This is a genomic window from Oscillatoria salina IIICB1, from assembly GCF_020144665.1.
Lineage (GTDB): Bacteria > Cyanobacteriota > Cyanobacteriia > Cyanobacteriales > SIO1D9 > IIICB1.
In genome coordinates this window covers 27,290-53,976 of sequence record NZ_JAAHBQ010000041.1, presented here as the reverse complement: position 1 = coordinate 53,976, position 26,687 = coordinate 27,290, and the positions used below count along the sequence as shown (strand labels likewise).

Here is a 26,687-nt window from a genome sequence, read left to right as displayed (position 1 = left end):
CCCTAGAATTAGCGGAAAATGTAAGCGGAAGTTCATTAATAACAGTTCGTGCGACAGATACGGGAGATGAGTTTGTCGAGACAACATTTAACGTCACAGTTAGCGAAGATTCGACAAATAATAATGCTCCAGTTGCGAGTGATGATAGTGTCGAAACTTCGGTCAATTTTCCGAGAGTTATCTTAGTAGAAACTTTACTGGCTAATGATAGCGATCCTAACGGCGATCCTTTAACAATTACTAGCTTGGGGAATGCGGTTAATGGGACGGTTGGTTTTGATAATAACTTGGATGCTTTATTTACTCCAAATCCAGGTTTTGTTGGTCAGGCAAGTTTTGTCTATACTGTTAGCGATGGTACGGGTGGGACAGATACAGCCACGGTTAATGTAAACGTTTTACCGAATGAAACACCTGTAGCTGTAGACGATAATATTACGGCTTCTCAAGATACACCAATTACAATTCCGGCTGCGAATTTACTTGCTAACGATACTGATGCTGATGGGGATACGCTGACGGTAACAGCAGTAAGTAATCCAACTAGAGGTACAGTTACTCTGAATAACGGTAATGTAGTTTATTCTCCTGCACCAGGTTTCCGAGGAGAAGCAAGGTTTGATTACACTGTTAGCGATGGTAAAGGAGCTAGGGATACAGGAAGAGTTAATGTTACCGTAACAGCAGGAGAGCCAATCCCTCCAGGATTAAGTGCTAACGATGATAATATTTTCTCGATTGGTGGTAGTCCAACCACAGAATTTGGGATGAAGTTGACGCTTGCGGGAGTTGATGCAGCGATCGCCAATGAGGTAGGCTTAGTTCAAGTTAATGCCGATAATGAGATTATCAGTGGTACAGAGCGAGTTGTCTTTTCCGCGCTGAATTCAGATGCTCAAGAGTTTTTATCAGAACAAGAATTTACCAGCGAAGATTTGAGTCGGGTTTTAAGAGGATTTAATGGTGGATCTCGCTTTGTTTTCTATCTAGTTCCTAACTCGACTACTGATAGTGTTGGTGAGATTAGTCTCTCAAATGACCAAATAATTTTTGGTTCTACTTTTGGAGTTAGTGAAGCTTTTGAGCAATTGCAAGTAACTGATGAAGGTGAAGGTATTTTTGAGTTGAGTTTTGAAGATATTGTTGACGGTGAAGAAGAAGGTGAGCTTTACGGAGATTTGGTGCTGAATGTAGAATTAACTGAGGAAGAGGCGATCGCTAGCGAGCTTCAGGGAAGTCGGGAAGGTGAATTGCTCGATCTTAGAGATTTTACCGGACAAGTAACCGCTAATATCGCTGCGACTGGGGATGCAGGTTTTAATAACCGAGGTGGTCTTTATTTGCTCGAAAATAGGGAAGGAGCAGTTTTAGATAACGTAGGTAATACCATTCTTCCTGGGGAAGAAGGTTATCGCGAAGCTGCTTTAGCTCAAAGTGTGGTGGAATTTGATAATATCGATCCCGATGCACTACAACTTGAGGGTGGAGAAATTTACGCACCTTATCTTCTCGCTGATGGAGATGTTACTCAAGCTTACTTCCCCTTTATTGAAGCGAATGCAGATGGATTTGACCATGTTCGCTCATTGGGAGACAATATTTTTGCTTTTGAAGACCTCGAAGACGGTGGCGACTTGTCCTATGATGACTTTATCTTCCAAGTAAACTTGGAAACTGTTAGTTAAGATACAGTAATTTGTGGACGCAAGAGAACGAGAACCTGTAGTTAATTTGGCACTTTACCACCTGTTTAAGTGGTCGGTGGTAAGTCCGATGTTGCACGTATATTTTCGGGGTCGGATATACGGTGCGGAAAAAGTACCTCAGTCGGGAGGTTTAGTGGTGGTAAGTAACCATGCGAGTTACTTCGACCCCCCAATTTTATCGAACTGTATGCGCCGTCCTGTGGCTTTTATGGCGAAGGAAGAGCTATTTTCGGTTCCGGTGTTAAAACAAGCGATCGCGCTCTATGGAGCTTATCCTGTGAAGCGTTCTAGTGCCGATCGCTCGGCGATTAGGGCGGCGATGACAGCTTTAAAGGATGGCTGGGCTGTGGGGCTTTTTTTGCAAGGTACGCGCACTGATGATGGACGAATTACGGAACCAAAATTAGGTGCAGCAACGATCGCCGCAAAAGCCCAAGTTCCGCTTTTACCTGTATGTTTGTGGGGGACAGAGAAGATTTTGCAGTCGGGTTCGATTCCGAAACCAGTTCCGTTGACAATCCGAATTGGTGACGCGATCGCACCTCCAACGGCGACAAAACGAGAACAAGTTCAAGCGGTTACGGAAAAATGTGCGGCAATAATTAACGAAATGCACGACCTAGGAAGGTAAAATAAAGCGGTTGCAGACTGAGGATAAAATCGTGGAGGATGTGAAAACCAAATTAGCTCAAGATTTGGCGAATGTAGAGTGGGGAGTATTGACACCACACGCGAAACGAGATGCAATCATTGTAGTTTCCAAACAGTTAAATATAGTTGACGTGGGTGCAGCGATCGCACAAGATGATGTAATTTCGGTACAACATTGGATTAGCGAGCAATTAATTCAAAAACCAGATCCCGAACAATTGACCAGTTGGAATACTAACCCCAGCAAGCAATTTAGCACATTAATCGTTCAACCCTTCGTTTTAGTCCAAGAAGCAACACCAGAAAGTTAGCAGCAAGAGGTTTTGCGGGGAAAGTGGGGGAAGGGGGGGCGATCGTTATGTTAATTATTGCCTCAACTAAATACCCTATTTCAGTAGCTATTTGGATAATTTATAAAATACTAACTAGGTTTAGTTAAATTTTAAAGACTTTTGTTCCAGTAATCTAAACCAGTCAAAATTATTTCTTCTAGCCACTGTTTAAAACGTTCTCTTAAATTTTCTTCTACATCTGCGTAGGAAAATTGAAATGGAGAGTCGCTCAAAGATTGAATATCACTAAGATTACGTTCACCCTCTTCAGAATCATCTCTACGGTAAGCACATCCAGTGCATACGAGTAACCCTCGATATTCATGTCCAAGAACATGAAAAGAGAGAAGAATCGTTGTTGATGTTTCTACATTAATAACTAATTGAATCCAAGTGTGGTAGTTCCGAAGATTGGCAAAATATCCTAACTGTTTAGCTGTTTCCACAACTTGGTAGCGATGGTAATATGAGCGAGAATCGCCAGTACGAGCAGGAATTGTGAAAACCTGGGCATCACTTACGATATTCTGGACAGATAGACTAATTTCCTCAGCAACTTCTTGCAAGCGATTAAGAGCTATTTCAAACAAATCCGAAGCATAGCTTTCAGCTTTCCTGCATCGATCCTGAATAGAGGCTGACTGAGTTCGTTTTAATTTGTCTGCGATCGAAGAAATAATCACCTGAGTTCGTCGTGCTTCTGATAGAACTTGCTCCGACAAACCAAGGCTTCTCAAAAAAGCTTGTTTTTGGCTTTTAGCAAAAAGATTAATTAAACTCGATAAGTCTCCTTCGTCAGCCTTCTCCAAAGCTGCAATGTAGTCTGCGCGATTGTCACGGGTAAGAACTAAAGGAAACCAACTAGCTTGGATGAAGACTAAGCTAGCTAAACATCGAGCAACACGACCATTTCCGTCTTGAAATGGATGAATTTGTGTAAATCTATGATGTAACCACGCAGCTTCGATCTCAGGAGGAACTTTTTGGTTACGATGTTGGTGATGTAGTCCAATCAATTTATCCATCTCAGATATAACTTGTTCAGGAGGACAATACTCATGAACAGTACCGTTTTGTCGCAGAGGATTGTTAGGTTGGCGTTTCCAGTCACCTTTAATCAAAGAGACACGAACTATTTTTCCCGTAAGTTGGTCTAGAGCTTCTGTACTATCCTGACTTTGAGTTAGAAGTTGATGTAGCTGCTTTATGTATGATGTTGATAGTATTCTTTGTCCACCTACAAAATCAAATAATCCTTCTATGGCAGCTTCTTGATCTTTAATCATAGAAACTACTTGTTTGACTGGACGATCTGTCGCTCCATGAGGAATTAATGCCTCGTTAATTCCCTGTTCAATTAATAAACGAGTAATCCCTCGGTCTATGGTGTATAAACGCTCAATTATTCCAGTTTCAATTGCTATTTCTCTGCGTAGCTTTTCGTTGAAAGTTTGAAATTCACCAGATTGACGCAGACGATCTGCTTGCTCGTTCCAAACAGTAACTAGAGGAGGCATTTCTGAACTCGCTAGAACTTGCCAGTTTGAAGGTAAGTCTTTTATTGGTTGCCAAAACATAAACGTTTGCTCAGAAAGGTATTTGTATTTGGAATATTTTAAAAACGTTGAATATTTGCCGTAGCTTTTTTGTCGCTGCGACGAATATTATCATTAAAGGTGACGAGAAGCAATTTAGCACTTTCATTATACTATTGTCCACGTCCTAGTTGGCAATCTGCAAAACCCAATGCTTCGGTGTCGAGGAAAGTAGCGATCGCCATTTCAATTACTGTTTCAATAGGATATTCTATTTCCATAGCACGAGCGATCAAAGCATCTCGAATTCGCTCAGGTAAACGTTGCAAAATTACTTCAGCGTCACAAGGAGAAAGTTGGTCTTGAAGTTTAGCTTGCATAGCTTAACCTTTCGGGGTAAATTTGGACGTTGTAAGGAGATTCAGTCGCTCTTAGGATAATTGCTTCTAACTCTAATAATAACCTAGGGTTTTTCCAGTAAAAAATTGGTTCGACTACAATGCGAACGTCTTCATCGCTATACTACTAACACTGGATGATTAAGCTTACGTGATGCGTACAAAAGTGCTGCTTTCAAATCATCTGCCTCTAGATCGGGCATTTCTGCTAAAATTTCTTCAGCGCTGAGTCCTGCCGCAAACAAATCTAAAACATCTGAGACTCGAATTCTCATACCTCGAATGCAGGGACGACCGCCACATTGTCTGGGATTGATGGTGACTCTTTCAAGTAGGGATGACATTTAAAACGGCTCCATAAGCACTTTTTTCTAGTATGAACGAGGTTTTCCGTAAGGACTTCAAGTGTGACATAGTTTTTTCAAAAGTAACAAAATTCTCAATATTATGATACCAGAGCCTACTCAACAACCAGCGATCGTTCGCACAGAGCGAGGACTTACTATCACAGGCACTCGCATCAGTCTTTATGATATTTTTGACTTGTTAAAAGCTCAGTATCCACCAAAACTTATTCGAGATAAATTTAATCTTACCGATGAGCAAATTCAAGTAGCTTTGTCCTATATTCAAGCAAATAAAACTCAGGTAGAAGCTGAATATCAAGAAGTTCTTCAAACTAGAAAGGAGATTCGTCAGTATTGGGAAGATCGTAATCGTCAACGATTTTACCAAATTGCGGCAATGCCACACAAACAAGAAGATTCTGCTCTTTGGGCAAAACTTGAAAAGCAAAAAGCTAGGCGCAGCGCAGAGAAATAATGATTTTTTGGGTTGACTATAATTTGGATGGCTATGCGCTTGTTTTTCTGGGTATTTTGACAAAATTAGGCTGGCTCAAATTACTATCCATTCAATTTATGACTTTTCGAGATGTTGGACTATCAATGGATAGTAAAGATCGCACGGTTTGGGATTATGCTGAAGAAAATCAGATGATGATTCTTACCGCCAATCGTAATATGAAGGGCGATGACTCGCTCGAAGAAGTAATACGACAGGAGAATACAGAAAAATCATTTCCTGTGGTAACAATTAGCGATCTTGAGCGTCTTGATGAATTTGAATATCGAGAACGTTGTGTTGAACGACTCATCGAAATTATTTTAGACATCGAACAGTATATGGGGGCTGGTAGATTATTTATTCCATAACTCTATTTGTTTTGCTTTCACCCCTTGGGCTAGGATAATATTTTGCCAGACAATAAACCGGGTTTGTTGCGATCGCTAGCGCGACTTTTTCACTAATCAAATTTAAAAAATCCAAGGCTCTAATTTTGCACAAATTTCTTCGATTACAAAAATAGGTGCTGTTTCGATAGCAGGGCGATGTCCCGCTTGTTTTCTTCCAGTACGGGGATTAAAATCTAACCAAACAATATCGCCACGATTGGGAGTATACTTTTTGTTACCAGACTTCTTCACCTACAGGTTCTCCCCCATCGTATTCACCATCAAAATCTTTACTGTTTGTCCCTGCTAACAATTCTTCTAGAGTATATTTAGTTTTTTTAGGAGTAATAACTATATTGTTGTCGGTGACAGTGATAGAAATAGCAGTCCCTTCTTTTAAGTTAATTTTTTCGGCTATATTTTTGGGAATGCGTATTGCAAGACTATTTCCCCACTTAGCAACAGTTGACATAATTATCTGTCTCGTTAATCCGTATCTACATTGTATCTATTTTTCTATCCAAATTGTCATGCTACTAACACTGACTGAACTATTCTCCACGTCTTGGTTGACAATCGGCAAAACCTAATGCTTCGGTGTCAAGGAAACTGGCGATCGCCAAATTCTTAAAATTGTTTTCATTGGAATTACGCCCAAATATTATGGACTTGCCGAAATTGAGAAAAGCATGATATATTCAGGTAATCTCGGTTCTAATGGAGACCAGCCATTAGAAGTAATGGGGAAAGTTCGGTGTAAATCCGGCGCTGTCCCGCAACTGTGATGAGAATATCAAACTTCTCTCAGTCAGAATGCCCGCCGATGAAAATAAAGACGTAAAATACTACGTCAATCTATTCCCTGAATATATCTGCGAGGTACAGATGTTGAAAATGTTATTATCATCAAAAACAAGAGAATTTCTGCCCCATAATTATTGCTACTACGCTACGAATTGTAGGCTTTTTGATGGGTAGATAGAAGCTAAATTTAATTCGACCAATCGCTTTCTAATCCTCTAGATGTGTCGAATCTAGAGAATTAACTGAGTGCCAAATATCACTTTCAGCAGATATTTTCACTATATTTGCAGCTAACTTAATTAATGAAAACCGAACACAAAATTCTCGTCTGTTCCACTTGTGCTAGCACTTGGCAAGATGGAAAAAAAGTAGGTATTAGCGGTGGTGAAAAACTACTAGAAGAACTAAACCAACAAAATCAAGTGCGATCTCAAACAGATAAATTCGCCATCGAGTCTGTAAAATGTATGAGTGCTTGTAGTCATTCCTGCGTTGTAGCTTTTACCGCACCAGGCAAGTTTACCTATGTTTTTGGTAATTTAAGTCATGATGCTGACAGGATCTCTACAACTTCTGCTGCTGTCTTAGATTGTGCCAGTTTATATTGTCAAAAACCTGATGGTGCAATGCCTTGGGTAGAACGTCCCGAACCTTTAAAACAGGGAATTATTGCTAGAATTCCTCATCATCTCTAAGGACAATTAAAAAAACACATCTCTCCTTTCAACTTTCAGATTACAGCAGGCAATTGCCATTCTGAATTTATCCGAATGTATTATCAATTTTCAGGAAACACGATGAATATTTCTACAGCAACAATAGGATATCCCCGCATTGGTAAAAGTCGCGAAGTTAAAAAAGCATTGGAGTCTTTTTGGCGTAACAAAATAACCGCAGAATCCTTATTACAAACTGTAAAAGAAGTAGAAGAAGCAAGTTGGAAAACCCAAGCAGAAGCCGGAATAGATCGCATTGGGATCGGTGATGCTACCCTTTACGATCGGATGCTAGATTGGGCAGTACGTTTGGGTTTAATTCCGCAAAGATTTCAAGCTTTTACGGGGTTAGAACGTTACTTTGCGATGGCACGAGGGAAGGAAGGAACCCCCGCCTTAGAAATGACTAAATGGTTCGATACTAACTATCATTATTTAGTTCCAGAAATAAATTCTGACATTACCCCCAAAGCGGATTTTACAGGCTTTATTGACATAGTAAAAAGGGGACAAGCAATATTAGGGAATAAAGCCGTTCCTATTATTATTGGTTCTGTTACTCTCTTGCGTTTGAGTCGTTTAGAACAAGTAGAATTAGGAGAATTTTTGAACTTACTCTTGCCCCTTTACCGCAGTTTGTTAACTGAATTAAAAGCATTGGGAATTGAGGAAGTTCAACTACACGAACCAGCTTTAGTTTTGGGGGATGCACCTAGTTTAAAAGAACATTTCCAGACTGTTTATACTGAATTAGCTACAGTAGGAATAGACATCAACCTCGTTACTTATTTTGATGACTTGGGAGAAAGTTATTCTTGGGTGAGGGAATTACCCGTTGCTGCGATTAGTTTAGATTTTACTCGCGGAAATAACTTAGACTTAATCAAACAGCATGGTTTTCCCGAAGATAAGCGGTTGGGAGTAGGGATTGTTGATGGAAGAAATATCTGGCAAATTCGCACTGATAAAGTGCTTCCTCTGTTATCAGAAATTAAAACTCTAACCTCGAATATTTCTCTACAACCGTCAGCATCTTTGCAGTTTGTTCCCTATGATGCAACAAAGGAAAAACAACTGCCAGAACAATTACGAAATGTGTTGAGTTTTGCCGAACAGAAATTACAGGAAGTCAGATTTTTAGCCCGAACTCTATCGGGAGATAATCCCCAGATAGAACAAGAATTAACTGAAGATTTAATTAATGCTAACTGGGAAGCTTTCTATCAGTTTAATCCTGCTAATGATGCAGTCAAAGCCAAGGTAGATAACCTCAGTCCTCAAGACTTTCAACGTTCTCTATCCTACTCCTTACGCATCGCAAAACAAATTCCTCTTCCTCCCTTACCCACAACTACTATTGGTTCTTTTCCCCAAACTCAAGAAGTCCGCAAATTACGCTTGCAATTTAAGAAGGGTAATATAACTGAGTCCGAATATCAACAGGCGATCGCTGCTGAGATTGCTAAGTGTATCAAAATCCAAGAAGAAATCGGCTTAGATGTCTTAGTACACGGGGAATTTGAACGCACCGATATGGTGGAATATTTCGGTCAGCAATTGGCTGGTTTTGCCTTTACCGAACATGGCTGGGTACAAAGCTACGGTAGCCGTTATGTACGTCCACCAATCATTTATGGCGATGTAGTTCGCACTGCGCCAATGACACTCAGGGAATATAAAATAGCTCAAGCTTTAACCACCAAACCTGTCAAGGGTATGTTAACAGGTCCGGTTACTATTTTAAATTGGTCGTTCCCCCGTAACGATCTTTCTCGTCGCGATCAAGCCTTTCAAATTGCTTTAGCCTTACGATCAGAAGTAGCAGATTTAGAACAAGCCGGGGCGAGAATAATTCAAGTAGATGAACCTGCACTACGAGAAGGTTTACCTTTAAAATTAGAACGCTGGAGTGACTATTTATCTTGGGCTGTAGATGCTTTTCGACTGGCGACTGCAAGTGTTGCACCAGAAACCCAAATCCATACTCATATGTGTTATTGCGAGTTTGGGGACATTATCAAAGATATCGAACGTCTCGATGCTGACGTAATTTCTATTGAAAATAGCCGTAGCAATAATCGCACTCTCCAAGAAGTTACCGAAGGAGGCTATTCTCATCAAATTGGCAACGGAGTTTATGACATTCACTCTCCTGTTGTCCCGACGACAGAACAATTGGTTAGCCAATTAAAAGCAGGTATTGCTAATCTTCCCCTACAGCAAATTTGGGTTAATCCCGATTGCGGACTTAAAACCAGATGTTGGGAGGAGGTAGTTCCTGCTTTGAAAAATATGGTCGAAGCTGCTAAAGAATTACGTGATGAACTCAAATCTTAACGAAGAGAATTGGCAACAGGCGTTAATTGAAACTAATTTACTGATTATTGGTTATAACGCCTGGAATGGCTATTTAAAAACAGGACGGGGGGTAGTTGTTTGTACGACTAATTCCCCTTTACTCGATCGCTTTGGCGAAACTTTTAAGTCTCATTTTGTACCTCGTACTCGTTTGGCTGCTTTCTTAAATGCTTGGTTAGCTACACCCGATACGGTAATTCTTCAAGGACACCACGTGAACGGTCATATTTTAGAAGCCGTGGATAACTATAATCCCGAACAGGATGTAATCTTGCTTTTGGAATCGGGTAAAAAAGTTTCATTTTTTAACTTGAAAAATCTCCCGATCGCTCCACCTGAATCTTATCAAAGGGTTTGCTTTGCTTGGTCGGAATTTCAACCATCAAGCTCTCGATACCTCGCACCCTAGGCTATGAGAGAATGGGTAGAGTTCGGCGGGCGATCGCTACTCTGACTTTGTGGTAAGTCGGGAAATTTTTTTGAGCATAATTGAGAATTATTCCTAAAACCGATTTCGCTGCCAACTATTCTGCCAGTGCTATCGGTTATTTTTTACTCTAGTAGTAGAGTTATAGGCTTGACAACAAAATTAAATCAAAAATGCTACAGGTGTAATGTAGAGATGTTGCATTTAACCTCTCTACAAGGTTACGATCCTTATCAAACATTTATCTATTTTAGATCGGTATGCCCGAAATAAACGGCTTGGAATTTTACCAACATTTGAAAGCTAATCCTTAGCAGTAAAAGAATGATCGAAGAAGAATATAGCGAGCAAAAAATTATTTTAATTGTTGACGATATGCCTGAAAATTTGCGCCTTTTAGCAAAAATGTTAGAAAAGTCCAACTATAGGGTCAAAAAAGCTATTAACGGTCAAATAGCACTTAATGCAGCTCAAAATGATCCCCCCGATTTAGTTTTACTCGATATTAATATGCCAGAAATGGATGGTTACGAAGTTTGTCAGAGGTTAAAATCTAACAATTTAACTAAAGAAATTCCGATAATTTTTATTAGTGCTTTAAAGGAAACCACAGATAAAGTTAAAGCTTTTAAAATGGGGGCAGTAGACTATATTAGTAAGCCTTTTTATACGGAAGAAGTTTTAGCGCGGGTAGAAAACCAATTAAAGATCCATTTTTTGAACGAAAAAATTAAACAACAAGCAAAAAAATTAGCAGATAAAAATAAGCAACTAGAAAGAGAAATTAAAGAAAGAAGGCGGGCTGAATTTGAAGTACGTTTATTACTGGCAACAACTCAAGCAATTTCTCGCGCTGAAAACTTTCAATCAGCCTTAAAAGTAGTTTTGAGTTTAGTATGTACAGCAATTGGTTGGGATTTCGCTGAAGCTTGGATTCCTAGTACAAATAATAGCGTCTTAATTTCTACTAAAGGATGGTACGCTAGCGAGCTTCGTTTTTATGAATTTCGCCAGGAAAGTTATCGGTTGACTTTTACTCACCAACAAGGATTAGTAGGACGAATTTGGTCATCAAAAAAACCAGAATGGATTGAAAATATTTCTAGTTGTTCGGGATCGGTTTATTCTCGTTCCCAATTAGCAGTTAAGGTTGGTTTAAAAGCCGCTTTTGGCATTCCTATTCTGCTCGAAAATGAAGTAATTGCTATTTTGGTTTTTTATAAGAAAAATGCGGTGACTCAACAACAGCATTTGTTAGAATTAATTCATGCAGTTGCAACTCAGTTAGCTGCGCTAATGTATCGTAAGCAAACTCAAGAAGCACTGCAACTCGCCGAACAAAGATACCACCATCTGGTGGAAAATGCGATCGAAGGAATTTTTCAAACTACACCTAATGGGAAGTATATCAGTGCAAATCCAGCGTTGGCAAAAATTTACGGTTATGATTCGCCAGAAGAGTTAATTGCTAGTTTAACAGATGTTTCGCAACAATTGTATGTTGACGTTAACCGCCGTCGGGAATTTGTCGAAGCAATGGAAGCAAATGATGCTGTTGAAGGCTTTGAATCTTTAGTTAATCGTCAAGATGGTCAAAAAATTTGGGTTTCGGAAAATGCTCGTGCAGTAAGAGATTATACAGGTAAATTACTATATTACGAAGGTACAGTTTCCGATATTACCGAGCGAAAAATAGCACAGGAAGCGCTGACATTCCAGCAAAAACAAACAGAAGAACTGCTATTAAACATTTTACCTGCCGCGATCGCCACTCGCATCAAGCAAGGTGAAGCTAACATTGCTGATAGTTTTGAAGATGTCAGCGTCTTATTCGCTGATTTGGTGGGCTTTACCGAGTTTGGCGATCGCAAGTCTCCCGCAGAGTTAGTCAAAGTTCTCAATTTAATTTTCTCAGAATTCGACCAATTAGCACAAAAGCATGGCTTGGAAAAAATTAAAACAATTGGCGATGCTTATATGGTAGTTGGTGGTTTACCTAAACCCGATCCTGATTGTGTAGAAAAAATTGCCGAAATGGCGCTGGATATGCAATTTGCTTTAGCTAAACTTACTTCCTCTGTTGGTGAAGCTTTAAGTCTGCGAATTGGGATTAATATTGGGGCTGTAGTTGCGGGAGTAATTGGAAAAACTAAGTTTATTTACGATCTTTGGGGCGATACAGTTAATGTTGCTTCTCGTATGGAAGTTTATGGTATTCCTGGCGAAATTCAAGTCACTCAGGCGGTTTACAATCGACTAAACCAGAAATTTATTTTCGCCAAGCGCGGTTGTATTTCTATTAAAGGTAAAGGTGAAATGACTACTTATCTAATTAAAGGTAAGAGAAAAAGCGACTAGGGCGTCTTGCCGTGTTTCGACCCCCGATCGCTTTTTCACTACCGTTGCTCCTCACACACAATAGTAGATTACTCTTCGCTTCCTTGTCTCTCGATCGCGATCGTGACAGTTTTGAAATTGACACTTCGGTATTGTTGGGTAAACGGGCGCAAATCCTCCTGCACTAAATATCGCTTTTTCGCCACCCTTTTTTTTTCTCTCAAACAAGCAGGTTATGCCTCGTTCCTATTAGCACAAAATTATTTATTTGTCAAAAATATAACCCGATCATCAGTGATTTAAATTTAGTTGATGCCAAAGATTAGCTTGAATTATAACTTCATTGATTAATTTTAGTCAGTGGCTTAGTGTTAGTGGCGATCGCTGTTATTGACCAAAATATATCAAATTTTTGGTTGTCATGCTTATCGAAGCGAAGGATCTTAGACAAAGCGAAGATGGGAAAAAATTCTGAGGCAACTTCAGGAGAAATACACAGTAAACAGCTAACACGGTGTTGAAACGGACAGATTTATTCGTGTACTTTAACCTAAAAATAACTTATAAGCAGGATTCTTGTTTTCATCCCAGTAGCGATAACCGAGAGTATCGAGAAAAGCTTGCCATTCTTGCATTTCCTGGGGAGGAACTTGCATCCCGACGACAATTCTGCCGTAGTCTGCGCCGTTATTGCGATAGTGGAATAAGCTAATATTCCAGTTGGGACTCATGGAACCGACAAATTTCATTAATGCGCCGGGACGTTCGGGAAACTCGAAGCGGTATAATAATTCATTATCTGCGAGGTGAGAATGTCCGCCCACCATGTGCCGCAAATGCAGCTTGGTGAGTTCGTCGTCGGTTAAGTCTAATGTCTTAAAGCCGCAAGCTTCAAATGATTCCGCCATTTTTGCTGCGTCAGCAAGGTTGACAATTTGGACACCTACAAAAATATGTGCTTCTCTTTCGTCTGCAATGCGATAGTTAAATTCGGTAAGGTTGCGTTTACCCATGCAGTCGCAAAATTTACGCAGACTACCGGGTTTTTCGGGAATTGTGACAGCAAAAATGGCTTCGCGACGTTCGCCAAATTCGGCTCTTTCGGCGACAAAGCGCAGTCTATCAAAGTTCATGTTAGCACCGCAAGCGACGGCAACTAAAGTTTTTCCCTGAATTTGTTCTCTTTCGGCATAAACTTTCGCTCCGGCGATCGCTAATGCCCCCGCAGGTTCTAAAATCGATCTGGTATCTTCAAAGACATCTTTGATTGCGGCACAAGTGGCATCGGTATCGACTAAAATAATCTCGTCAACATATTCTTGACACAAGCGAAATGTTTCTTCCCCTACTTCTCTTACCGCGACACCATCAGCAAATAATCCTACTTGCGGTAATCTTACTCTTTTTCCTGCTTGCAATGATTGATTCATTGCATCAGCATCTACAGGTTCAACGCCAATAATTTTAATTTCTGGGCGCAATCTTTTCACATAAGCGGCTATTCCGGAAATTAAACCGCCGCCACCAATAGCAACAAAAATTGCTTCAATCGGTTGCTGATATTGGCGTAAAATTTCCATGCCAATTGTACCCTGTCCCGCGATCACATCGGGGTCATCAAAAGGATGAATAAAAGTTAAATTCTTCTCTACTTCTAATTGACGGGCATAACTATAAGCTTCATCGTAAGTTTCCCCATGTAAAACTACTTCTCCGCCTCTAGCTTTGACCGCATTTACTTTAACTTGGGGCGTAGTTGTGGGCATAACAATTATCGCACGAGTTCCCAATTCTCGCGCCGCCAAAGCAACACCTTGGGCATGATTTCCCGCCGAGGCAGCAATCACGCCTTGTGCCAAAATATCCGGGGAAAGTTGTGCCATTTTGTTGTAAGCACCCCGCAATTTAAAGGAAAATACCGATTGCATATCCTCTCGTTTTAGCAAGAGTTTATTATTCAGTCTTGCTGATAAATTGGGTGCATATTCTAATGGTGTTTCTTGGGCAACATCATAGACGCGGGCGGTGAGAATTTGTACTAAGTAATCGCAAAACATGGGATTTTATTTAGAGGCAGATGCAAAATGTCAAGTATTTTTAATAAAAATTTACATTTGGGCTTTAGCTTGCATAGCGTAATCGCGAAATCGTTCCAAATCGGCTTGAATAGTGGATTCCACCACCCGACCTAAAAACAGATTATCCATAATTTGACCGAGAATACCAGGAATAGCATAAGCGATCGTTAATTTAACAATACTACTTTCGTGGCGATCGTAAAAACGAATTGCACCTCGATTGGGTAAACCATCCACAGATTCCCATTGAATAATTTGATGAGGAACTACTTTTAAGATCCGAGATAGCCAGCTAAATTCTAAACCGCCAGTAGCCAATTTCCAGCGAGACAAATCGGGATTTTCTTCGAGAATTTTTACCGAATCAATCCATTTCATCCAACGTGGCATTTGCTCTAAATCTGACCACAGATTCCATACTAGGTCAATGGGAGCATCTACTTCTACTTGTACGCTATGTTCGAGCCAGTCTTTCATGGGGATTGGGGATTAGGGATTAGGGATTGGGGATTGGGGATTGGGAATTAGTGATTGGGGATTAGTGATTAGGGATTAGTGATTAGGGATTGGGAATTGGGAATTAGGGATTAGGAATTGGGAAACAAGGAAGACTTGGAAGACTTGGAGGAATTAGGGAATAGACTGTTTACTGTTTGCTGTTCACTGATAACTGAACCCAGTCCCCAGTCACCAGTCACCAGTCCCCAGTCACCAGTCCCCTAAATAACTGCTGTGGGTTGGGGAATAGCAGTTAATTTGTCGGCATTTTCCAGAATTGCTTTCGCTGCTTGACGACCAGAAATAGTTGCACCTTCCATACTATCGATGTACTCTTGTTGAGTGTAGCTACCAGCAAGGAAAAAGTTAGCAATAGGTGTTTTTTGGGCTGGACGATAGGGGTCCATTCCTGGGGCTTCTCGATAGAGAGATTGAGCTAATTTAACCACACTATACCAGGTCATGTTCAATTCTCTCGCAGAAGGGAAAAGATTGTATACTTGTTTCAGGACGTGCTGCGCGATCGCGTCGTTCTTTTCTTTGATAAACGGATCTCCGGGAGTTAAGACTAACTGTAGCAAAGAACCTTGTCCTTCTTTGTAATAATCTGCCGGACTACTTAAGGCTAAGTCAGAAAAGCACGAAAAATCAGCATCGGGAGTATAAAGTAAGTTATCAATTCCCACTGCTTTTTCCAACTGACGGCGTTTTTCGGGGTCATTCATTTCCGTTACCCAACCGTCAAAACGCAATTGTACTGTTGCGACTGGAACCGCTTCAAGTTGATAAATATTATCAAATTGCTGCCATTTACGCCATGCTTGAGGTAATAAACGTTGAATTCCTGGAACATCGCAAGCTGCTACATAAGCATCCGCAGTAATAGTTGCTTCTGTATCGCCTCGAGCAACTACAATACCAGTTACCTTGGTTGCTTCTCCTTCACCACTAGATAAAATTTCTCGAACTCGCCGACGAGTGTAAATTTTCGTTCCACGTTCTTCGAGATATTTAACAATTGGTTGATGTAAATATTCGTCCGGCGAACCTGCTAACATTCGCAAAATTGAAGCTTCAGTTTTTACAGCAAAAAACTGGAAAATTGTCAACATACAACGAGCAGAAATATGTTCTGTATCGATGAAACCCAAAGCATAAGCAATTGGGTTCCACATTTTCTGCAAACTACCGTTATTTCCGCCTTGCTTGCGAAACCAATCAGCAAAAGAAATTTTATCCAGGTCGCGAATATTTTTCATTGCGCCTTCAAAGTCTATCAAACCGCGTACGATCGGGCTAGTTCCTAAAGCCAACGAGTTAGCTAATTTATCAATGACCGAGAGTTGAGAAGTGGTAAAAAAAGCCTTTAAACCATGAAAAGGCGCACCTGTAAAGAAGCGAAAATCTAACTCACCAACGCGTCCACCTTCATTGACAAAAGTGTGAGTATGTTCCTTAAGACGCAAATTAGCGATCGCGCCCACTTTCCGCATCAACTCAAACAGATTGTAATAACAACCAAAGAAAACGTGCAATCCCATCTCAATGTGATTGCCATCTCCATCGACCCAACTGCCGACTTTTCCGCCCACAAAGGGACGAGATTCAAAAATTTCTACTTCGTGACCAGCATCCACTAAATCAATGGCGGTCGCCATCCCAGCTAATCCTGCACCAACGATCGCTACGCGCATCTTTTTCACTCTTTTCAGTTTCACTGTAGACATTTTAATATAGGAGTTGTCCGCTAAGTGCAAGATTCTAGCCGATTGGGTTTTTCTAGTGTGCTGCCAACTTCACGCCCAACCTAAGAGTAGTATAATTGCAGACTGTGAGTCTATCCTTTGGCTAAGCCAAAAGTTAGGCGATCGCGTTACTGTAAGCTAGGATATCGACACAGTTTTATTATTTTTACTGCCAGAAATCAACTAATCATAACAATTTAAATTTGTCAAGCTTTCCCTCAAATCAACTTAATTATTAACCTTTAGCTACGTGCATCTGTGTCGAGCTGTAATTATTTAAACTAGCAATTCTGAGAAAATGTTATGGTCAAAACAGCCAAAAAAAGAAAACGCGCTTTTAAAATCGAAAAAAAGCAAGGAATCACCTTAACTTCTCAGCAAAGAGAAGCCCTTGAAGCCATGCTTAACTTTGTCGCTAGCCGAGAAAAATTTTTCTTACTTACAGGTTATGCAGGCTGCGGCAAAACCACCTTAATTCAGTGTTTATTTCGGGAATTACAACTTAATGGAGACAAGCGGAAAGTAGTTTTCACAGCACCAACAAATAAAGCCGTAAAAGTTCTCAAAAATATGGCTGATGCTTGGGAATTAGATATTGACTGCATGACTTGTTTCCGTTTACTCGGTTTAAAACCAAAAATCAATCAAGAAACAGGTAAAGAAGAGTTTGTTCGCGACCCAGATGTTAAAGCTAGTATCGATAGATATGAGATAGTAGTAATTGATGAAACCTCGATGGTGAATCAAGAACTCTGGAATTTACTGTTTAACGAAGTTCAGGTTTTATTTAACACAACGAAATTAATTTTTACGGGAGATAAAGCCCAATTACCACCAGTAGGAGAGTCAGAAAGTTTAGTTTTTTCGCAAATCGATCGCACTGCGGATTTAACCGAAGTAGTACGTTTTGAAGGAGCGATCGGAGTTCTGACAGAAACACTGCGCAACAACTTAGAATCTTATCAATTACCTTTGTTAAAGAATGATTTTAATGCCAGCAAAACTAAAGGAATATTTGTTTTAAATAGCCGAGCTTGGTCAACAAATATGCTCAAAGCCTTTCAGTCAGAAAAGTATCTCAAAAATCCCGATTATTGTCGAGTTCTTGCTTGGACAAATAAACGAGTTAATTATCTAAATCAGCAAATTCGTCAAGCGATTTATGGAAGTGAAGTTCCTCGGTTTGTCGAAGGAGAACGTTTGATGGCGATGGATACTTGTGTGAAAAATGAAGAAATTTTGTTACCGAGTTCGGCTGAATGCGAAATTTTAAAGGCTAAAATCGAGCAGCTAGAGAATGATTGGAAAATTTGGTCGCTTTTGATTCTCGATGAAGAAGAAAAAACTAAACAATTGCAAGTTATTCATGAGGATAGTTGGGAAAGCTTCAATCAGGTACTTGCCAAATTAGCAGAGATTAAAAATTGGGAGCAATTCTGGAAAGTTAAAAAGCAATTTCATCAGGTAAATTATACTTATGCTTTAACAGTACACAAAGGACAGGGTTCAACTTTTGAGAATGTTTTTGTTTCCCTGGAGGATATTTTGCGAAACCCAAAAATCAAGGAAAGAAATCAGTTACTTTATGTGGCTACTTCGAGGGCGGCGGAAAGAATTTTTGTAGAAAAAGTTTAGCCAAAAGGGGAAAAATAACTGAATGCCGCAAATTGAGAGAGAAAAATTAGTTAAGATTGAAAGCGATTGAACGAGAAAATTGAAAAAATCAAGGGAATTTAAAAGCCAAAATTAGGCAGAGAAAATTATTGAATCAGCTATTAATTGCGATCGCGATCGCGGCAGGACACAAATAGCTGGTTTTTGGTTAAATATCTAGAAATCGTGACGAAACCCTCGACAGTTTAAGTTTTCTGTCGGCAAAAAGCCCTTGTAGTTGAATCGATCGCGCGATCGCTCTAAATAACGCTCGGCGATCGCGGCGATTGCGATTGTAGTTCCGAAAATAATTAATCTGTCAGTTAAGATTTCGCTCAAAAACAAAATGAAGTGCTAAGATAACAATCGAGAATGAAGATCGGTGACAACGGTTGTTTTCAGTATTGACAGGTTTTTTCCATCAGGTATTGGCAGGCTGTTCTCCGAAATCTTGGCTCTCTACACAATCTATCCAGGAGAACATCACTCGATGTCAATTTATATAGGTAATTTAGACTACTCAGTTACCCAAGACGACCTCAACGAGGTTTTTGCTGAGTATGGTACAGTCAAGCGCGTCCATTTGCCGACTGACCGCGAAACAGGACGTATGCGCGGCTTTGGTTTTGTCGAAATGGAGACAGAAACAGAAGAAGCGAACGCTATTTCTCAACTCGATGGTGCAGAATGGATGGGTCGCGAACTAAAAGTTAACCAAGCCCGACCCCGCGAATCAAAAGGTTCATTCGGTGGCGGTCGCAAAAATAAGCGCTACTAAAGCTATAGTATCATTCTTAGCCCTCCTTCTAGAGCTCCAATGGATTCCGTAGGACTCGTCAGAAGCCTTTGTTTGTGTCAATGAGGAAATTCGTAGTGGCTAAACGTCGAAATCTAAAAAAAGAGAAAGCTTCTCGCAATCAAGCCTATGCGAGACAGTTTGGGAAGAAATCTTATCGTTCTTTCTCAAAGTCTCAACGTTTTTCCAACTCCAAGAAGAAGGAAAATGAAGAAGACGAAGCAACAGAACGAGAAGATTAATTAGCGATCGCTATTCTCAGAACTGGAAATGGTGAGGGGGTGACTTGCACCCCCTCACTCGCTATTAGGAGATCGCTAGTCAGGTCAAAACCTCAGCCCCCAACACGAGCGATCGCTACAATCTAACGCTATAATATGAAAGATTAGGTATCGGTGGCTGAGTTTTCGCTAACATTAGGACAATTGTTTGGTGTGTAGTGCAAGTGAGCTTATCTCCGAATTCCAATCTCTACACGCTCTCCTGAGGTAAGTTATGACGATTTATGTAGGTAATCTTTCCTACGATGTAACAGAAGCAGATTTAAGTAGTGTTTTTGCTGAGTACGGCTCTGTCAAACAGATTAAAATGCCTGTAGATCGCGAAACCGGACGAGTACGAGGCTTTGCTTTTATCGATATGGCTACTGAAGCTGAAGAAACAGCAGCGATCGAAGACTTAGATGGGGCAGAATGGATGGAACGTACTCTTAAAGTTAACAAAGCCAGACCCCGTGAAGACAGAAGTGGTGGCAGAGGAAATAAGCGCAACTTCTCACGACGCTAATAAATTTCAATCTGACAACTGAATAAATTCCCACGTCTTTTCAGTGGACAGGGGATCTACCCTGTCCTATTTTTTTTGGAATAATTAGCCATTTTTGTACCGTAAATAACTAAAATTAATCACAAGGGGAGGATCTTGAATGAGCCAAGTAGTTCTTGGTGATAATGAACACTTAGAGTCAGCCTTACGTCGATTTAAGCGCAAAGTTTCCCAAGCTGGCATTTTCTCCGATATGAAAAAGAATCGCCACTTTGAAACTCCAGGAGAAAAACGCAAGCGCAAACAAATCGCCCGACACCGCGAACGTCGCAAGTTTCGTAACCGTCGGAAAAGGTGATTGGGGATTGGTGATTGGGGACTGGGGACTGGGGACTGGGGACTGGGGACTGGTGATTGGGGATTGGTGACTGGGGGGACAAGGAAGAAAAAAGGAAGAAACTGATAACTGGTAACTGTTTACTGATAACTGATAACTGGTAACTGGTCACTGATAACTGTTTACTGTTAACTGATAACTGATAACTGTTAACTGATAACAGATTTCTCCAGTTTAGGAGATAATTGCACAAAGATCAGTGCAACCAAGGAGAATCTTAAATCGTGGCACGTTTAGCTTTGCTGAGTGTATCTGAGAAAACGGGAATCGTTGAATTAGCAAAAAGTCTAGTCACAGAATTTGATTTTGAGTTAATTAGCAGTGGGGGAACTGCGAAAACTTTGCAAGCTGAAGGAATACCAGTAACGAAAGTATCTGATTATACTGGTTCTCCAGAAATTTTGGCTGGGAGAGTGAAAACTCTGCATCCACGCATTCACGGTGGTATTCTCGCACGTAGAGATTTGTCAGCAGATATTACCGATCTGGAGAATAACCAAATTCGTCCGCTCGATCTAGTGGTGGTTAATCTTTATCCTTTCGAGCAAACGATCGCTCAATCTGATGTTAGTTTAGCAGAGGCGATCGAACAAATTGATATTGGCGGTCCGACTTTGTTACGGGCGGCGGCAAAAAATTTTGCTCATGTGACGGTTTTGTGTAAACCTGATTTGTATGGGGAATATTTAGCTCAGTTGCGGGAAAATCAAGGTGAAACTACGTTAGAATTCCGCCAAGCAAGGGCTAAGGAAGGATTTGCTTTAACGGCAACTTATGACAGCGCGATCGCCACTTATCTCACTTCTGTTACGACGGAAACTACTCCTTTACCAGCAGTTTACACTCTTTCTGGCACTCAGTTACAAACTTTGCGTTATGGCGAAAATCCTCATCAACCTGCTGGTTGGTATCAAACTGGTACTCAAGCTACAGGTTGGGCGGCAGCCGAAAAGTTACAAGGGAAGGAATTAAGTTACAATAATCTGGTCGATCTAGAAGCTGCACGCCAAATTATTGCCGAATTTCCTAGCGATGAACCCGCAGCCGCAGTGCTTAAACATACTAATCCTTGCGGTGTTGCTGTGAGTAATAGTCTAGTCGATGCTTACGAAAAAGCTTTTGCGGCTGACTCGGTTTCTGCATTTGGGGGAATTGTAGCCTTAAATCAAACTATTGATGCAGCTACAGCCGAGGCTTTGACGAAAACCTTTTTAGAATGTGTGGTTGCACCCAGTTGCAGTGACGAAGCCAAAAAAATTATCGCTGCGAAGTCCAAATTAAGAGTATTATTACTTGCAGACTTAAGTAGCGGACCAAAAGAAACTCTTAAGGCGATCGCCGGTGGTTTTCTGATTCAAGCCGCAGATGAGGTGGTAGACTCTCCCGACGAGTGGAAAATTGTCACCGAAAAACAACCTACTCCTGCACAAATAGCAGAAATGCTCTTTGCTTGGAAAGTCGCCAAGCACGTCAAATCTAATGCTATTGTCGTAACACGCGATCGCATAACTTTAGGCATCGGTGCAGGACAAATGAATCGCGTCGGTGCTGCTAAAATTGCCCTAGAACAAGCCGCAGCTAACGCTAAAGGTGCAACCCTTGCTTCCGATGGTTTCTTCCCCTTCGACGACTCCGTAAGAACCGCCGCCGCCGCCGGAATTACTGCTATCATTCAACCAGGTGGTTCCATCCGAGACAAAGACTCAATCGCGGCTGCTAACGAACTCGGTTTAGTTATGGTCTTAACTGGAAAACGTCACTTTTTACATTAATCATTCCTAGTTCGTAGTGAGGGCTTTAGCCCTCATCTTCTTACTAAGAGCAATTTTGTTGAACTTGAATATATTCCCGCAATACCTGATTAATTAAAGCTGGATATTCCTCTCCCTTAGCCTTAAACCATGCTAGAACTTCTGGATCGAGTTTAACTGTATTTGGTAGCCTGACCTTAGCACGAGCAAAAAACTCATCAGTTAGAGGTGGAATATCGCTATAATCGATTTCGTCATCAGTCATCGTCTCTAACTTTTTCCAGTCAGTTTTCGAGGTATTGTTGATATTTGTTTCGCTCATCTTTGTTCGCCTTTCTTGCTGAAATAATCCGAATTGTGTTAACTTGAGGTTCTGTCCATACCACCACAGCTATAACATTACCTAGGATACCAATTCCAAGCCAACGAGCTTCTCTATAATCTTTTCGCTCATCAAGAGTAATCCACATAGGCGCATTAAACATTTGAGGAATATTCGCAAAATCAATTTTGTGCTTACGAATATTTTGGTTATTCTTGGTATTGTCCCACTCAAATTTCATCCTACTATAGTAGTTAAGAAAAGTTATTTAGATACGTTGTAGTAACCTCTCTCCAAGTTTACAAGGTTCAAGCCGTGAAACGATCATAATTCCTCACTTTTTTCCTCTGTACGTTTCTACACTTCCATCTCTAAAACCCTCACTAAAAACGCAAATAAATCGGCAGTTTCCTCAATCATTTTCGTCGTGGGCTTACCTGCACCATGTCCCGCTTTCGTTTCAATCCGAATTAACACAGGTTCCTCTCCAGCATGACTTGCTTGTAAAGCCGCCGCAAACTTAAAACTGTGGGCGGGAACTACGCGATCGTCGTGGTCAGCAGTTGTTATCATTGTGGCAGGATAAGCTGTCCCTGGCTTTAAATTATGCAGGGGAGAATAAGCATAAATTGCTTGAAATTCGTCTTCATTTTCTTCCGCATTACCGTATTCCGAACACCAAGCCCAACCAATAGTAAACTTATGAAAACGTAGCATATCCATAACGCCAACTGCGGGTAAAGCTGCGGCAAATAAATCTGGGCGTTGTGTCAGACAAGCGCCAACTAATAAACCGCCATTACTACCGCCAGAAATAGCAAGTTTTCTTGTTGAAGTATACCGATTTTCTATCAACCATTCCGCCGCCGCAATAAAATCATCAAACACATTTTGCTTGTTTAATTTCATTCCAGATTGATGCCATTCTTCGCCATATTCGCCACCACCACGTAAATTTGGAACTGCATAAACTCCTCCCATTTCCATCCAAACTATGCGACTAACGGAAAAGTTTGGTGTTAGGGAAATATTAAAACCGCCGTAACCGTAAAGTAAAGTTGGATTATTTCCATCTAAAATCAAACCTTTTTTATAAGTGATAAACATTGGCACTCGCGTGCCATCTTTGCTGTGATAAAATACTTGTCTGGTTTCGTAACTTTCTGGGTTGAAATCGACAGTTGGTTGACGAAAAATTGTACTTTCTCCGCTTACCAGATCGTAACGATAAATAGTTGATGGTGTAGTAAAACTGGTGAAAATATAAAAGGTTTCTGTATCTTCTCGTTTACCATCAAAACCGCCCGCAGAACCAATTCCAGGTAATTCTACTTCACGGACAAATTCCCCATTTAAGGCAAAAATTTTAATTGACGATCGCGCGTCTTTGAGGTAGTCTACCACAAATTGATTATTCAGCAAACCAACACTTTCTAAAGTATCGTTGGATTGAGGAATAATTTCTTGCCAATTTTCTTTAACTGGATTGTTTATATCAATAGCAATTAAGCGTCCGCGAGGTGCATCTAAATCGGTGCGAAACCAAAAAATTGTCCCGTCATTATCAACAAAATCGTAATTTGCTTCAAACTCACTAATTAATTCGATAACTTCGGCTTCGGGATTTTCTAAGTCTTTATAAAAGACCAAATTTTTGGGGTCAGTGCCGCGCCAAACGGAAATAATTAAATATTTGCCATCTTCACTGACATTACCACTAAAACCCCATTCTTTTTCGTCAGGGCGATCGTAAATAAGTATGTCTTCTGCTTGACTTGTACCTAATTTGTGATAGTAAAGTTTTTGGTAATAATTAACATCTTCGAGTTTAGTTTCTTCGTTTGGTTCGTCATAGCGACTATAGAAAAATCCTCGGTCATCTTTTGTCCAGGATGCGCCGGAAAATTTAATCCATTTTAACTTGTCTTCCCGGTTTTCTCCGGTGGCGACATCTAGCACTTGCCATTCTTGCCAATCAGAACCCGATGCAGATAAACCATAAGCCATTAAATTGCCATCGTTACTAACAGCTAAACCGGAAAGGGCGACGGTTCCATCGGATGATAAATTATTGGGGTCGAGAAGTACCCTTGGTTCGCTATCTAAGTCGAATAAAGTATACAGAGTGCTTTGGTTTTGTAGTCCGTCATTTTTGAAATAAAAGTAGCGATCGCCTTCTTTAAAGGGAATACCAAATTTCTCGTAATTCCACAGTTGAGTTACTCGCTGCTGAATCTTTTCTCTGGCGGAAATTTTACTTAAATAACCGAATGTGACTTGATTCTGGGCTTCTACCCAAGCTTTCGTTTCCTCGGAGTCAGGGTTTTCTAACCAGCGATAGGGATCTTTTACCTCAATCCCGTGGTAGTTATCAACTTGGTCTACTTTTTGGCTGTTTGGGTAGATGAAATCGTTTTCCATGACTTCTACAAGCAATTTTGGGCGGTACTGTCTAGTTTACTGCCAATTTCCCTCAAGGGCAGTTCGATCGAATTGTTGCAACTCAAAGTCATAACGATTATGATTTAAATAAGAGAGATCGAAAGCGGAGGCAGTCAGACAAACGATGGTTGCAATTAAAGAAATCCCGGTGGCACAGATTCGCCGCCCTCTACCCAGACAAACCGATCCCGATAAAGTACAAGCTTTGATGGAATCGATCGCCGCAGAGGGTTTGCGAGAACCGATTGATGTCCTCGAAGTAGACGGAGAATACTACGGTTTTTCGGGCTGTCACCGTTACGAAGCGCACCAACGACTCGGAAAAGAAATGATTCGGTGTCGAGTACGCCACGCGCCAAAATCGGTTTTGAAAATGCACCTTGCCTAAGAAAACACTTCAAACCGCTATTACCTAAGCATAAACTGTAATTAGCAGCCAATTGCTTAAAATTAAGAAGTTTCTAACTTCGCGTAACCTCAAATTTCCATTATTATCTCAAGGAGACAGCAATGCAACTCAGTGACAAAGCAGTACCAGTAAACATTGGTATCGAAGAAAAAGACCGCAACGAAATTGCCGAAGGGTTAGCACGTTTGTTAGCAGACACCTACACCCTCTACTTGAAAACCCACTACTTCCACTGGAACGTCACCGGACCTTTGTTCCAATCTTTGCATACCCTGTTTGAAGAAGAGTATCTAGAGTTAGCTACCGCAGTGGATGAAATCGCCGAACGCATTCGCACATTGGGCTATCCTGCTCCAGGTAGCTACAAACAGTTTAGCGAACTCGCTTCGATTGAAGAAACTACAGATATTCCTGAAGCCGAACAAATGATACGCTTGCTAGTAGAAGGCAACGAAGCTGTAGTCCGCACAGCCCGTTCTGTCTTCCCGGCTGCCGATCGCGCTAACGACGAGTCTACTGCTGACTTGTTGACAGCGCGGATGCAAATCCACGAGAAGAATGCTTGGATGCTTCGTAGTATCCTTAGTTAGGGTTAGTATGGGCGCATGGTTGTGCGCCCTTATTTAGCCTCAATCTCGCAAATGAAGTGGCAATCCGGGTGTGTGGTGTAAACAAGTTGGTGTTGATGGAAAGTTCTACTTATCGGAATAATACTTATTTGTTGCAAAAATTAATGCAGCAGGCGAAAATTAATAGCTACGAGGAATTAGCCGAAATCGCGGGAATTGCTCGACGACACATTTATCGCTTGCTGCATGGGTTAGTCTTGCAAACTCGCACTGACGTGCTGTTAAAACTCGCTCAAGCTTTACGAATATCTTTGAGTGAATTAGTGAGAGCGTTTTCTGCTCAGTCTCCTTCTTTACAAGATGCCGAAGATTTAGCAGCCTTAAGACAAGAATACGATCGCCTCCAAGAAAAAATGCAACAGCAACGAGAAAGTTTAACCGCAGAGTTTCAGCGCGAAACTTTAGATGTGCTAGAATCTTGGTTAACTTATTGGCCCTCGGCGGCGGCTAAGGCGCAATCTAATCCAGAAATTCCCGCGACGAGATTACTGCCAATTGTGAAACCGATTGAAGAGTTGTTGCAAAAATGGGGAGTAGAAGCGATCGCGTCTGTGGGTGAAGAAGTTCCTTATAATCCCCAAGAACATCAATTAATTAAGGGTAAAGCACAACCTGGCGATCTTGTCAAGGTAAATTATCTAGGTTATAAACAAGGAGATAAATTGTTGTATCGAGCGAAAGTTAGCGCGATCGGGTCTTAAAA

The 26,687-nt window shown here is 40.8% G+C and carries 30 protein-coding genes and 1 riboswitch; of the genes, 18 read left to right on the top strand and 12 right to left on the bottom strand.

Annotation, left to right across the window (positions count from 1 at the left end):
* From G3T18_RS13815 to G3T18_RS13805, 3 genes are all read left to right on the top strand, one after another.
* Nucleotides 1–1,685 (top strand): Ig-like domain-containing protein (locus G3T18_RS13815; protein ID WP_224411147.1); only part of this gene is annotated, 1,685 nt, incomplete at its 5' end.
* 13 nt (nt 1,686–1,698) lie between these two features.
* On the top strand, nt 1,699–2,337 hold the full coding sequence (locus tag G3T18_RS13810) for a lysophospholipid acyltransferase family protein (RefSeq protein ID WP_224411146.1): 639 nt from the start codon (nt 1,699–1,701) through the stop codon (nt 2,335–2,337).
* A gap of 40 nt (nt 2,338–2,377) precedes the next feature.
* Nucleotides 2,378–2,668 carry a DUF2288 domain-containing protein gene (locus tag G3T18_RS13805; protein WP_318013970.1) on the top strand — a complete coding sequence of 97 codons (291 nt, stop codon included), beginning with the start codon at nt 2,378–2,380 and terminating at the stop codon, nt 2,666–2,668.
* 131 nt (nt 2,669–2,799) lie between these two features.
* Here the strand turns inward: G3T18_RS13805 and G3T18_RS13800 are convergent, their stop codons facing one another.
* The 3 genes from G3T18_RS13800 to G3T18_RS13790 all read right to left on the bottom strand — a co-directional run bounded on the left by G3T18_RS13800 (nt 2,800) and on the right by G3T18_RS13790 (nt 4,966).
* A complete protein-coding gene (locus tag G3T18_RS13800) occupies nt 2,800–4,266 on the bottom strand; it encodes a Fic family protein (RefSeq protein WP_224411145.1) in 1,467 nt (488 codons plus the stop codon).
* 131 nt (nt 4,267–4,397) lie between these two features.
* Nucleotides 4,398–4,604, bottom strand: a complete 207-nt coding sequence (locus G3T18_RS13795) for a hypothetical protein (RefSeq protein ID WP_224411144.1) — start codon at nt 4,602–4,604, stop codon at nt 4,398–4,400.
* A gap of 137 nt (nt 4,605–4,741) precedes the next feature.
* Complete coding sequence (locus G3T18_RS13790; protein ID WP_224411143.1) at nt 4,742–4,966, bottom strand: DUF433 domain-containing protein; 225 nt, start codon at nt 4,964–4,966, stop codon at nt 4,742–4,744.
* Between the two features lie 103 nt (nt 4,967–5,069).
* Here G3T18_RS13790 and G3T18_RS13785 point away from each other — a divergent pair, with 103 nt between their 5' ends.
* Complete coding sequence (locus G3T18_RS13785) at nt 5,070–5,444, top strand: DUF433 domain-containing protein (RefSeq protein ID WP_224411142.1); 375 nt, start codon at nt 5,070–5,072, stop codon at nt 5,442–5,444.
* Nucleotides 5,444–5,836 (top strand): DUF5615 family PIN-like protein, encoded by a 393-nt coding sequence (locus G3T18_RS13780; RefSeq protein WP_224411141.1) that lies wholly within the window; start codon nt 5,444–5,446, stop codon nt 5,834–5,836. The genes G3T18_RS13785 and G3T18_RS13780 overlap by 1 nt, the downstream gene beginning before the upstream one ends.
* Before the next feature lie 102 nt (nt 5,837–5,938).
* Here G3T18_RS13780 and G3T18_RS13775 read toward each other — a convergent pair whose 3' ends face one another.
* Both G3T18_RS13775 and G3T18_RS13770 read right to left on the bottom strand, forming a co-directional pair.
* On the bottom strand, nt 5,939–6,109 hold the full coding sequence (locus G3T18_RS13775; RefSeq protein ID WP_224411140.1) for a type II toxin-antitoxin system PemK/MazF family toxin: 171 nt from the start codon (nt 6,107–6,109) through the stop codon (nt 5,939–5,941).
* Nucleotides 6,093–6,329: an AbrB/MazE/SpoVT family DNA-binding domain-containing protein gene (locus tag G3T18_RS13770; protein WP_224411139.1), complete on the bottom strand. Its 237-nt coding sequence runs from the start codon at nt 6,327–6,329 to the stop codon at nt 6,093–6,095. The genes G3T18_RS13775 and G3T18_RS13770 overlap by 17 nt, the downstream gene beginning before the upstream one ends.
* Before the next feature lie 220 nt (nt 6,330–6,549).
* Nucleotides 6,550–6,696, top strand: a riboswitch (cobalamin riboswitch).
* 267 nt (nt 6,697–6,963) lie between these two features.
* Between G3T18_RS13770 and G3T18_RS13765 the strand changes: the two genes are divergently transcribed.
* The 4 genes from G3T18_RS13765 (at nt 6,964) to G3T18_RS13750 (ending at nt 12,520) form a co-directional block, all read left to right on the top strand.
* A complete protein-coding gene (locus G3T18_RS13765; protein WP_224411138.1) occupies nt 6,964–7,356 on the top strand; it encodes a DUF1636 domain-containing protein in 393 nt (130 codons plus the stop codon).
* 102 nt (nt 7,357–7,458) lie between these two features.
* Entirely contained in the window at nt 7,459–9,714 is a 2,256-nt protein-coding gene (gene metE / locus G3T18_RS13760; protein ID WP_224411137.1) for a 5-methyltetrahydropteroyltriglutamate--homocysteine S-methyltransferase, read from the top strand.
* Complete coding sequence (locus tag G3T18_RS13755; RefSeq protein WP_224411136.1) at nt 9,698–10,144, top strand: hypothetical protein; 447 nt, start codon at nt 9,698–9,700, stop codon at nt 10,142–10,144. Before metE ends, G3T18_RS13755 begins: the two co-directional genes overlap by 17 nt.
* Before the next feature lie 342 nt (nt 10,145–10,486).
* The gene (locus G3T18_RS13750; protein WP_224411135.1) at nt 10,487–12,520 is read left to right on the top strand and encodes an adenylate/guanylate cyclase domain-containing protein; all 2,034 of its coding nucleotides are present in this window, start codon (nt 10,487–10,489) and stop codon (nt 12,518–12,520) included.
* A gap of 524 nt (nt 12,521–13,044) precedes the next feature.
* Here G3T18_RS13750 and ilvA read toward each other — a convergent pair.
* From ilvA to zds, 3 genes are all read right to left on the bottom strand, one after another.
* Nucleotides 13,045–14,556, bottom strand: coding sequence for a threonine ammonia-lyase, biosynthetic (gene ilvA, locus G3T18_RS13745; RefSeq protein WP_224411134.1), 1,512 nt, complete (start codon nt 14,554–14,556; stop codon nt 13,045–13,047).
* Between the two features lie 51 nt (nt 14,557–14,607).
* Nucleotides 14,608–15,054: an SRPBCC family protein gene (locus G3T18_RS13740; RefSeq protein WP_224411133.1), complete on the bottom strand. Its 447-nt coding sequence runs from the start codon at nt 15,052–15,054 to the stop codon at nt 14,608–14,610.
* Between the two features lie 242 nt (nt 15,055–15,296).
* A complete protein-coding gene (gene zds, locus G3T18_RS13735; RefSeq protein WP_224411149.1) occupies nt 15,297–16,769 on the bottom strand; it encodes a 9,9'-di-cis-zeta-carotene desaturase in 1,473 nt (490 codons plus the stop codon).
* 354 nt (nt 16,770–17,123) lie between these two features.
* Between zds and G3T18_RS13730 the strand changes: the two genes are divergently transcribed.
* The gene (locus G3T18_RS13730) at nt 17,124–18,455 is read left to right on the top strand and encodes an ATP-dependent DNA helicase (RefSeq protein ID WP_224411132.1); all 1,332 of its coding nucleotides are present in this window, start codon (nt 17,124–17,126) and stop codon (nt 18,453–18,455) included.
* A gap of 195 nt (nt 18,456–18,650) precedes the next feature.
* Here the strand turns inward: G3T18_RS13730 and G3T18_RS13725 are convergent, their stop codons facing one another.
* Nucleotides 18,651–18,812 carry a hypothetical protein gene (locus tag G3T18_RS13725; RefSeq protein WP_224411131.1) on the bottom strand — a complete coding sequence of 54 codons (162 nt, stop codon included), beginning with the start codon at nt 18,810–18,812 and terminating at the stop codon, nt 18,651–18,653.
* A gap of 151 nt (nt 18,813–18,963) precedes the next feature.
* On the opposite strand from G3T18_RS13725, the gene G3T18_RS13720 reads away from it, so the two are divergent.
* From G3T18_RS13720 to purH, 5 genes are all read left to right on the top strand, one after another.
* On the top strand, nt 18,964–19,251 hold the full coding sequence (locus tag G3T18_RS13720; protein WP_224411130.1) for an RNA recognition motif domain-containing protein: 288 nt from the start codon (nt 18,964–18,966) through the stop codon (nt 19,249–19,251).
* A 95-nt stretch (nt 19,252–19,346) separates the two neighbouring features.
* Entirely contained in the window at nt 19,347–19,511 is a 165-nt protein-coding gene (locus G3T18_RS13715; RefSeq protein ID WP_224411129.1) for a hypothetical protein, read from the top strand.
* Nucleotides 19,512–19,764: 253 nt separating this feature from the next.
* A complete protein-coding gene (locus tag G3T18_RS13710) occupies nt 19,765–20,055 on the top strand; it encodes an RNA recognition motif domain-containing protein (RefSeq protein WP_224411128.1) in 291 nt (96 codons plus the stop codon).
* A 139-nt stretch (nt 20,056–20,194) separates the two neighbouring features.
* Nucleotides 20,195–20,392: a 30S ribosomal protein S21 gene (gene rpsU / locus G3T18_RS13705; protein WP_224411127.1), complete on the top strand. Its 198-nt coding sequence runs from the start codon at nt 20,195–20,197 to the stop codon at nt 20,390–20,392.
* A gap of 263 nt (nt 20,393–20,655) precedes the next feature.
* Nucleotides 20,656–22,203 (top strand): bifunctional phosphoribosylaminoimidazolecarboxamide formyltransferase/IMP cyclohydrolase, encoded by a 1,548-nt coding sequence (gene purH, locus G3T18_RS13700; protein ID WP_224411126.1) that lies wholly within the window; start codon nt 20,656–20,658, stop codon nt 22,201–22,203.
* 43 nt (nt 22,204–22,246) lie between these two features.
* On the opposite strand, the gene G3T18_RS13695 is transcribed toward purH, so the two are convergent.
* The 3 genes from G3T18_RS13695 to G3T18_RS13685 form a co-directional block, all read right to left on the bottom strand.
* Nucleotides 22,247–22,504 (bottom strand): BrnA antitoxin family protein, encoded by a 258-nt coding sequence (locus G3T18_RS13695; protein ID WP_224411125.1) that lies wholly within the window; start codon nt 22,502–22,504, stop codon nt 22,247–22,249.
* Nucleotides 22,467–22,745, bottom strand: coding sequence for a BrnT family toxin (locus G3T18_RS13690; protein WP_224411124.1), 279 nt, complete (start codon nt 22,743–22,745; stop codon nt 22,467–22,469). The genes G3T18_RS13695 and G3T18_RS13690 overlap by 38 nt, the downstream gene beginning before the upstream one ends.
* 116 nt (nt 22,746–22,861) lie before the next feature.
* Nucleotides 22,862–24,925, bottom strand: coding sequence for a prolyl oligopeptidase family serine peptidase (locus G3T18_RS13685; RefSeq protein ID WP_224411123.1), 2,064 nt, complete (start codon nt 24,923–24,925; stop codon nt 22,862–22,864).
* Between the two features lie 145 nt (nt 24,926–25,070).
* Here G3T18_RS13685 and G3T18_RS13680 point away from each other — a divergent pair, with 145 nt between their 5' ends.
* From G3T18_RS13680 to grpE, 3 genes are all read left to right on the top strand, one after another.
* Nucleotides 25,071–25,334, top strand: a complete 264-nt coding sequence (locus G3T18_RS13680) for a ParB N-terminal domain-containing protein (protein ID WP_224411122.1) — start codon at nt 25,071–25,073, stop codon at nt 25,332–25,334.
* Nucleotides 25,335–25,456: 122 nt separating this feature from the next.
* The gene (locus G3T18_RS13675) at nt 25,457–25,945 is read left to right on the top strand and encodes a Dps family protein (RefSeq protein ID WP_224411121.1); all 489 of its coding nucleotides are present in this window, start codon (nt 25,457–25,459) and stop codon (nt 25,943–25,945) included.
* Between the two features lie 95 nt (nt 25,946–26,040).
* Complete coding sequence (gene grpE, locus G3T18_RS13670) at nt 26,041–26,685, top strand: nucleotide exchange factor GrpE (protein ID WP_224411120.1); 645 nt, start codon at nt 26,041–26,043, stop codon at nt 26,683–26,685.
* Nucleotides 26,686–26,687 lie beyond the last annotated feature (2 nt).

What these genes read in the sequence shown, in the direction of transcription:
- G3T18_RS13800 (WP_224411145.1), bottom strand. Translation starts at nt 4,266, where the DNA reads ATGTTTTGGCAACCAATAAAAGACTTACCTTCAAACTGGCAAGTTCTA.
- G3T18_RS13795 (WP_224411144.1), bottom strand. Translation starts at nt 4,604, where the DNA reads ATGCAAGCTAAACTTCAAGACCAACTTTCTCCTTGTGACGCTGAAGTA.
- G3T18_RS13790 (WP_224411143.1), bottom strand. Translation starts at nt 4,966, where the DNA reads ATGTCATCCCTACTTGAAAGAGTCACCATCAATCCCAGACAATGTGGC.
- G3T18_RS13785 (WP_224411142.1), top strand. Translation starts at nt 5,070, where the DNA reads ATGATACCAGAGCCTACTCAACAACCAGCGATCGTTCGCACAGAGCGA.
- G3T18_RS13780 (WP_224411141.1), top strand. Translation starts at nt 5,444, where the DNA reads ATGATTTTTTGGGTTGACTATAATTTGGATGGCTATGCGCTTGTTTTT.
- G3T18_RS13770 (WP_224411139.1), bottom strand. Translation starts at nt 6,329, where the DNA reads ATGTCAACTGTTGCTAAGTGGGGAAATAGTCTTGCAATACGCATTCCC.
- G3T18_RS13765 (WP_224411138.1), top strand. Translation starts at nt 6,964, where the DNA reads ATGAAAACCGAACACAAAATTCTCGTCTGTTCCACTTGTGCTAGCACT.
- metE (WP_224411137.1), top strand. Translation starts at nt 7,459, where the DNA reads ATGAATATTTCTACAGCAACAATAGGATATCCCCGCATTGGTAAAAGT.
- G3T18_RS13755 (WP_224411136.1), top strand. Translation starts at nt 9,698, where the DNA reads ATGAACTCAAATCTTAACGAAGAGAATTGGCAACAGGCGTTAATTGAA.
- G3T18_RS13750 (WP_224411135.1), top strand. Translation starts at nt 10,487, where the DNA reads ATGATCGAAGAAGAATATAGCGAGCAAAAAATTATTTTAATTGTTGAC.
- ilvA (WP_224411134.1), bottom strand. Translation starts at nt 14,556, where the DNA reads ATGTTTTGCGATTACTTAGTACAAATTCTCACCGCCCGCGTCTATGAT.
- G3T18_RS13740 (WP_224411133.1), bottom strand. Translation starts at nt 15,054, where the DNA reads ATGAAAGACTGGCTCGAACATAGCGTACAAGTAGAAGTAGATGCTCCC.
- zds (WP_224411149.1), bottom strand. Translation starts at nt 16,769, where the DNA reads ATGCGCGTAGCGATCGTTGGTGCAGGATTAGCTGGGATGGCGACCGCC.
- G3T18_RS13730 (WP_224411132.1), top strand. Translation starts at nt 17,124, where the DNA reads ATGGTCAAAACAGCCAAAAAAAGAAAACGCGCTTTTAAAATCGAAAAA.
- G3T18_RS13720 (WP_224411130.1), top strand. Translation starts at nt 18,964, where the DNA reads ATGTCAATTTATATAGGTAATTTAGACTACTCAGTTACCCAAGACGAC.
- G3T18_RS13710 (WP_224411128.1), top strand. Translation starts at nt 19,765, where the DNA reads ATGACGATTTATGTAGGTAATCTTTCCTACGATGTAACAGAAGCAGAT.
- rpsU (WP_224411127.1), top strand. Translation starts at nt 20,195, where the DNA reads ATGAGCCAAGTAGTTCTTGGTGATAATGAACACTTAGAGTCAGCCTTA.
- G3T18_RS13695 (WP_224411125.1), bottom strand. Translation starts at nt 22,504, where the DNA reads ATGAGCGAAACAAATATCAACAATACCTCGAAAACTGACTGGAAAAAG.
- G3T18_RS13690 (WP_224411124.1), bottom strand. Translation starts at nt 22,745, where the DNA reads ATGAAATTTGAGTGGGACAATACCAAGAATAACCAAAATATTCGTAAG.
- G3T18_RS13685 (WP_224411123.1), bottom strand. Translation starts at nt 24,925, where the DNA reads ATGGAAAACGATTTCATCTACCCAAACAGCCAAAAAGTAGACCAAGTT.
- G3T18_RS13680 (WP_224411122.1), top strand. Translation starts at nt 25,071, where the DNA reads ATGGTTGCAATTAAAGAAATCCCGGTGGCACAGATTCGCCGCCCTCTA.
- G3T18_RS13675 (WP_224411121.1), top strand. Translation starts at nt 25,457, where the DNA reads ATGCAACTCAGTGACAAAGCAGTACCAGTAAACATTGGTATCGAAGAA.
- grpE (WP_224411120.1), top strand. Translation starts at nt 26,041, where the DNA reads ATGGAAAGTTCTACTTATCGGAATAATACTTATTTGTTGCAAAAATTA.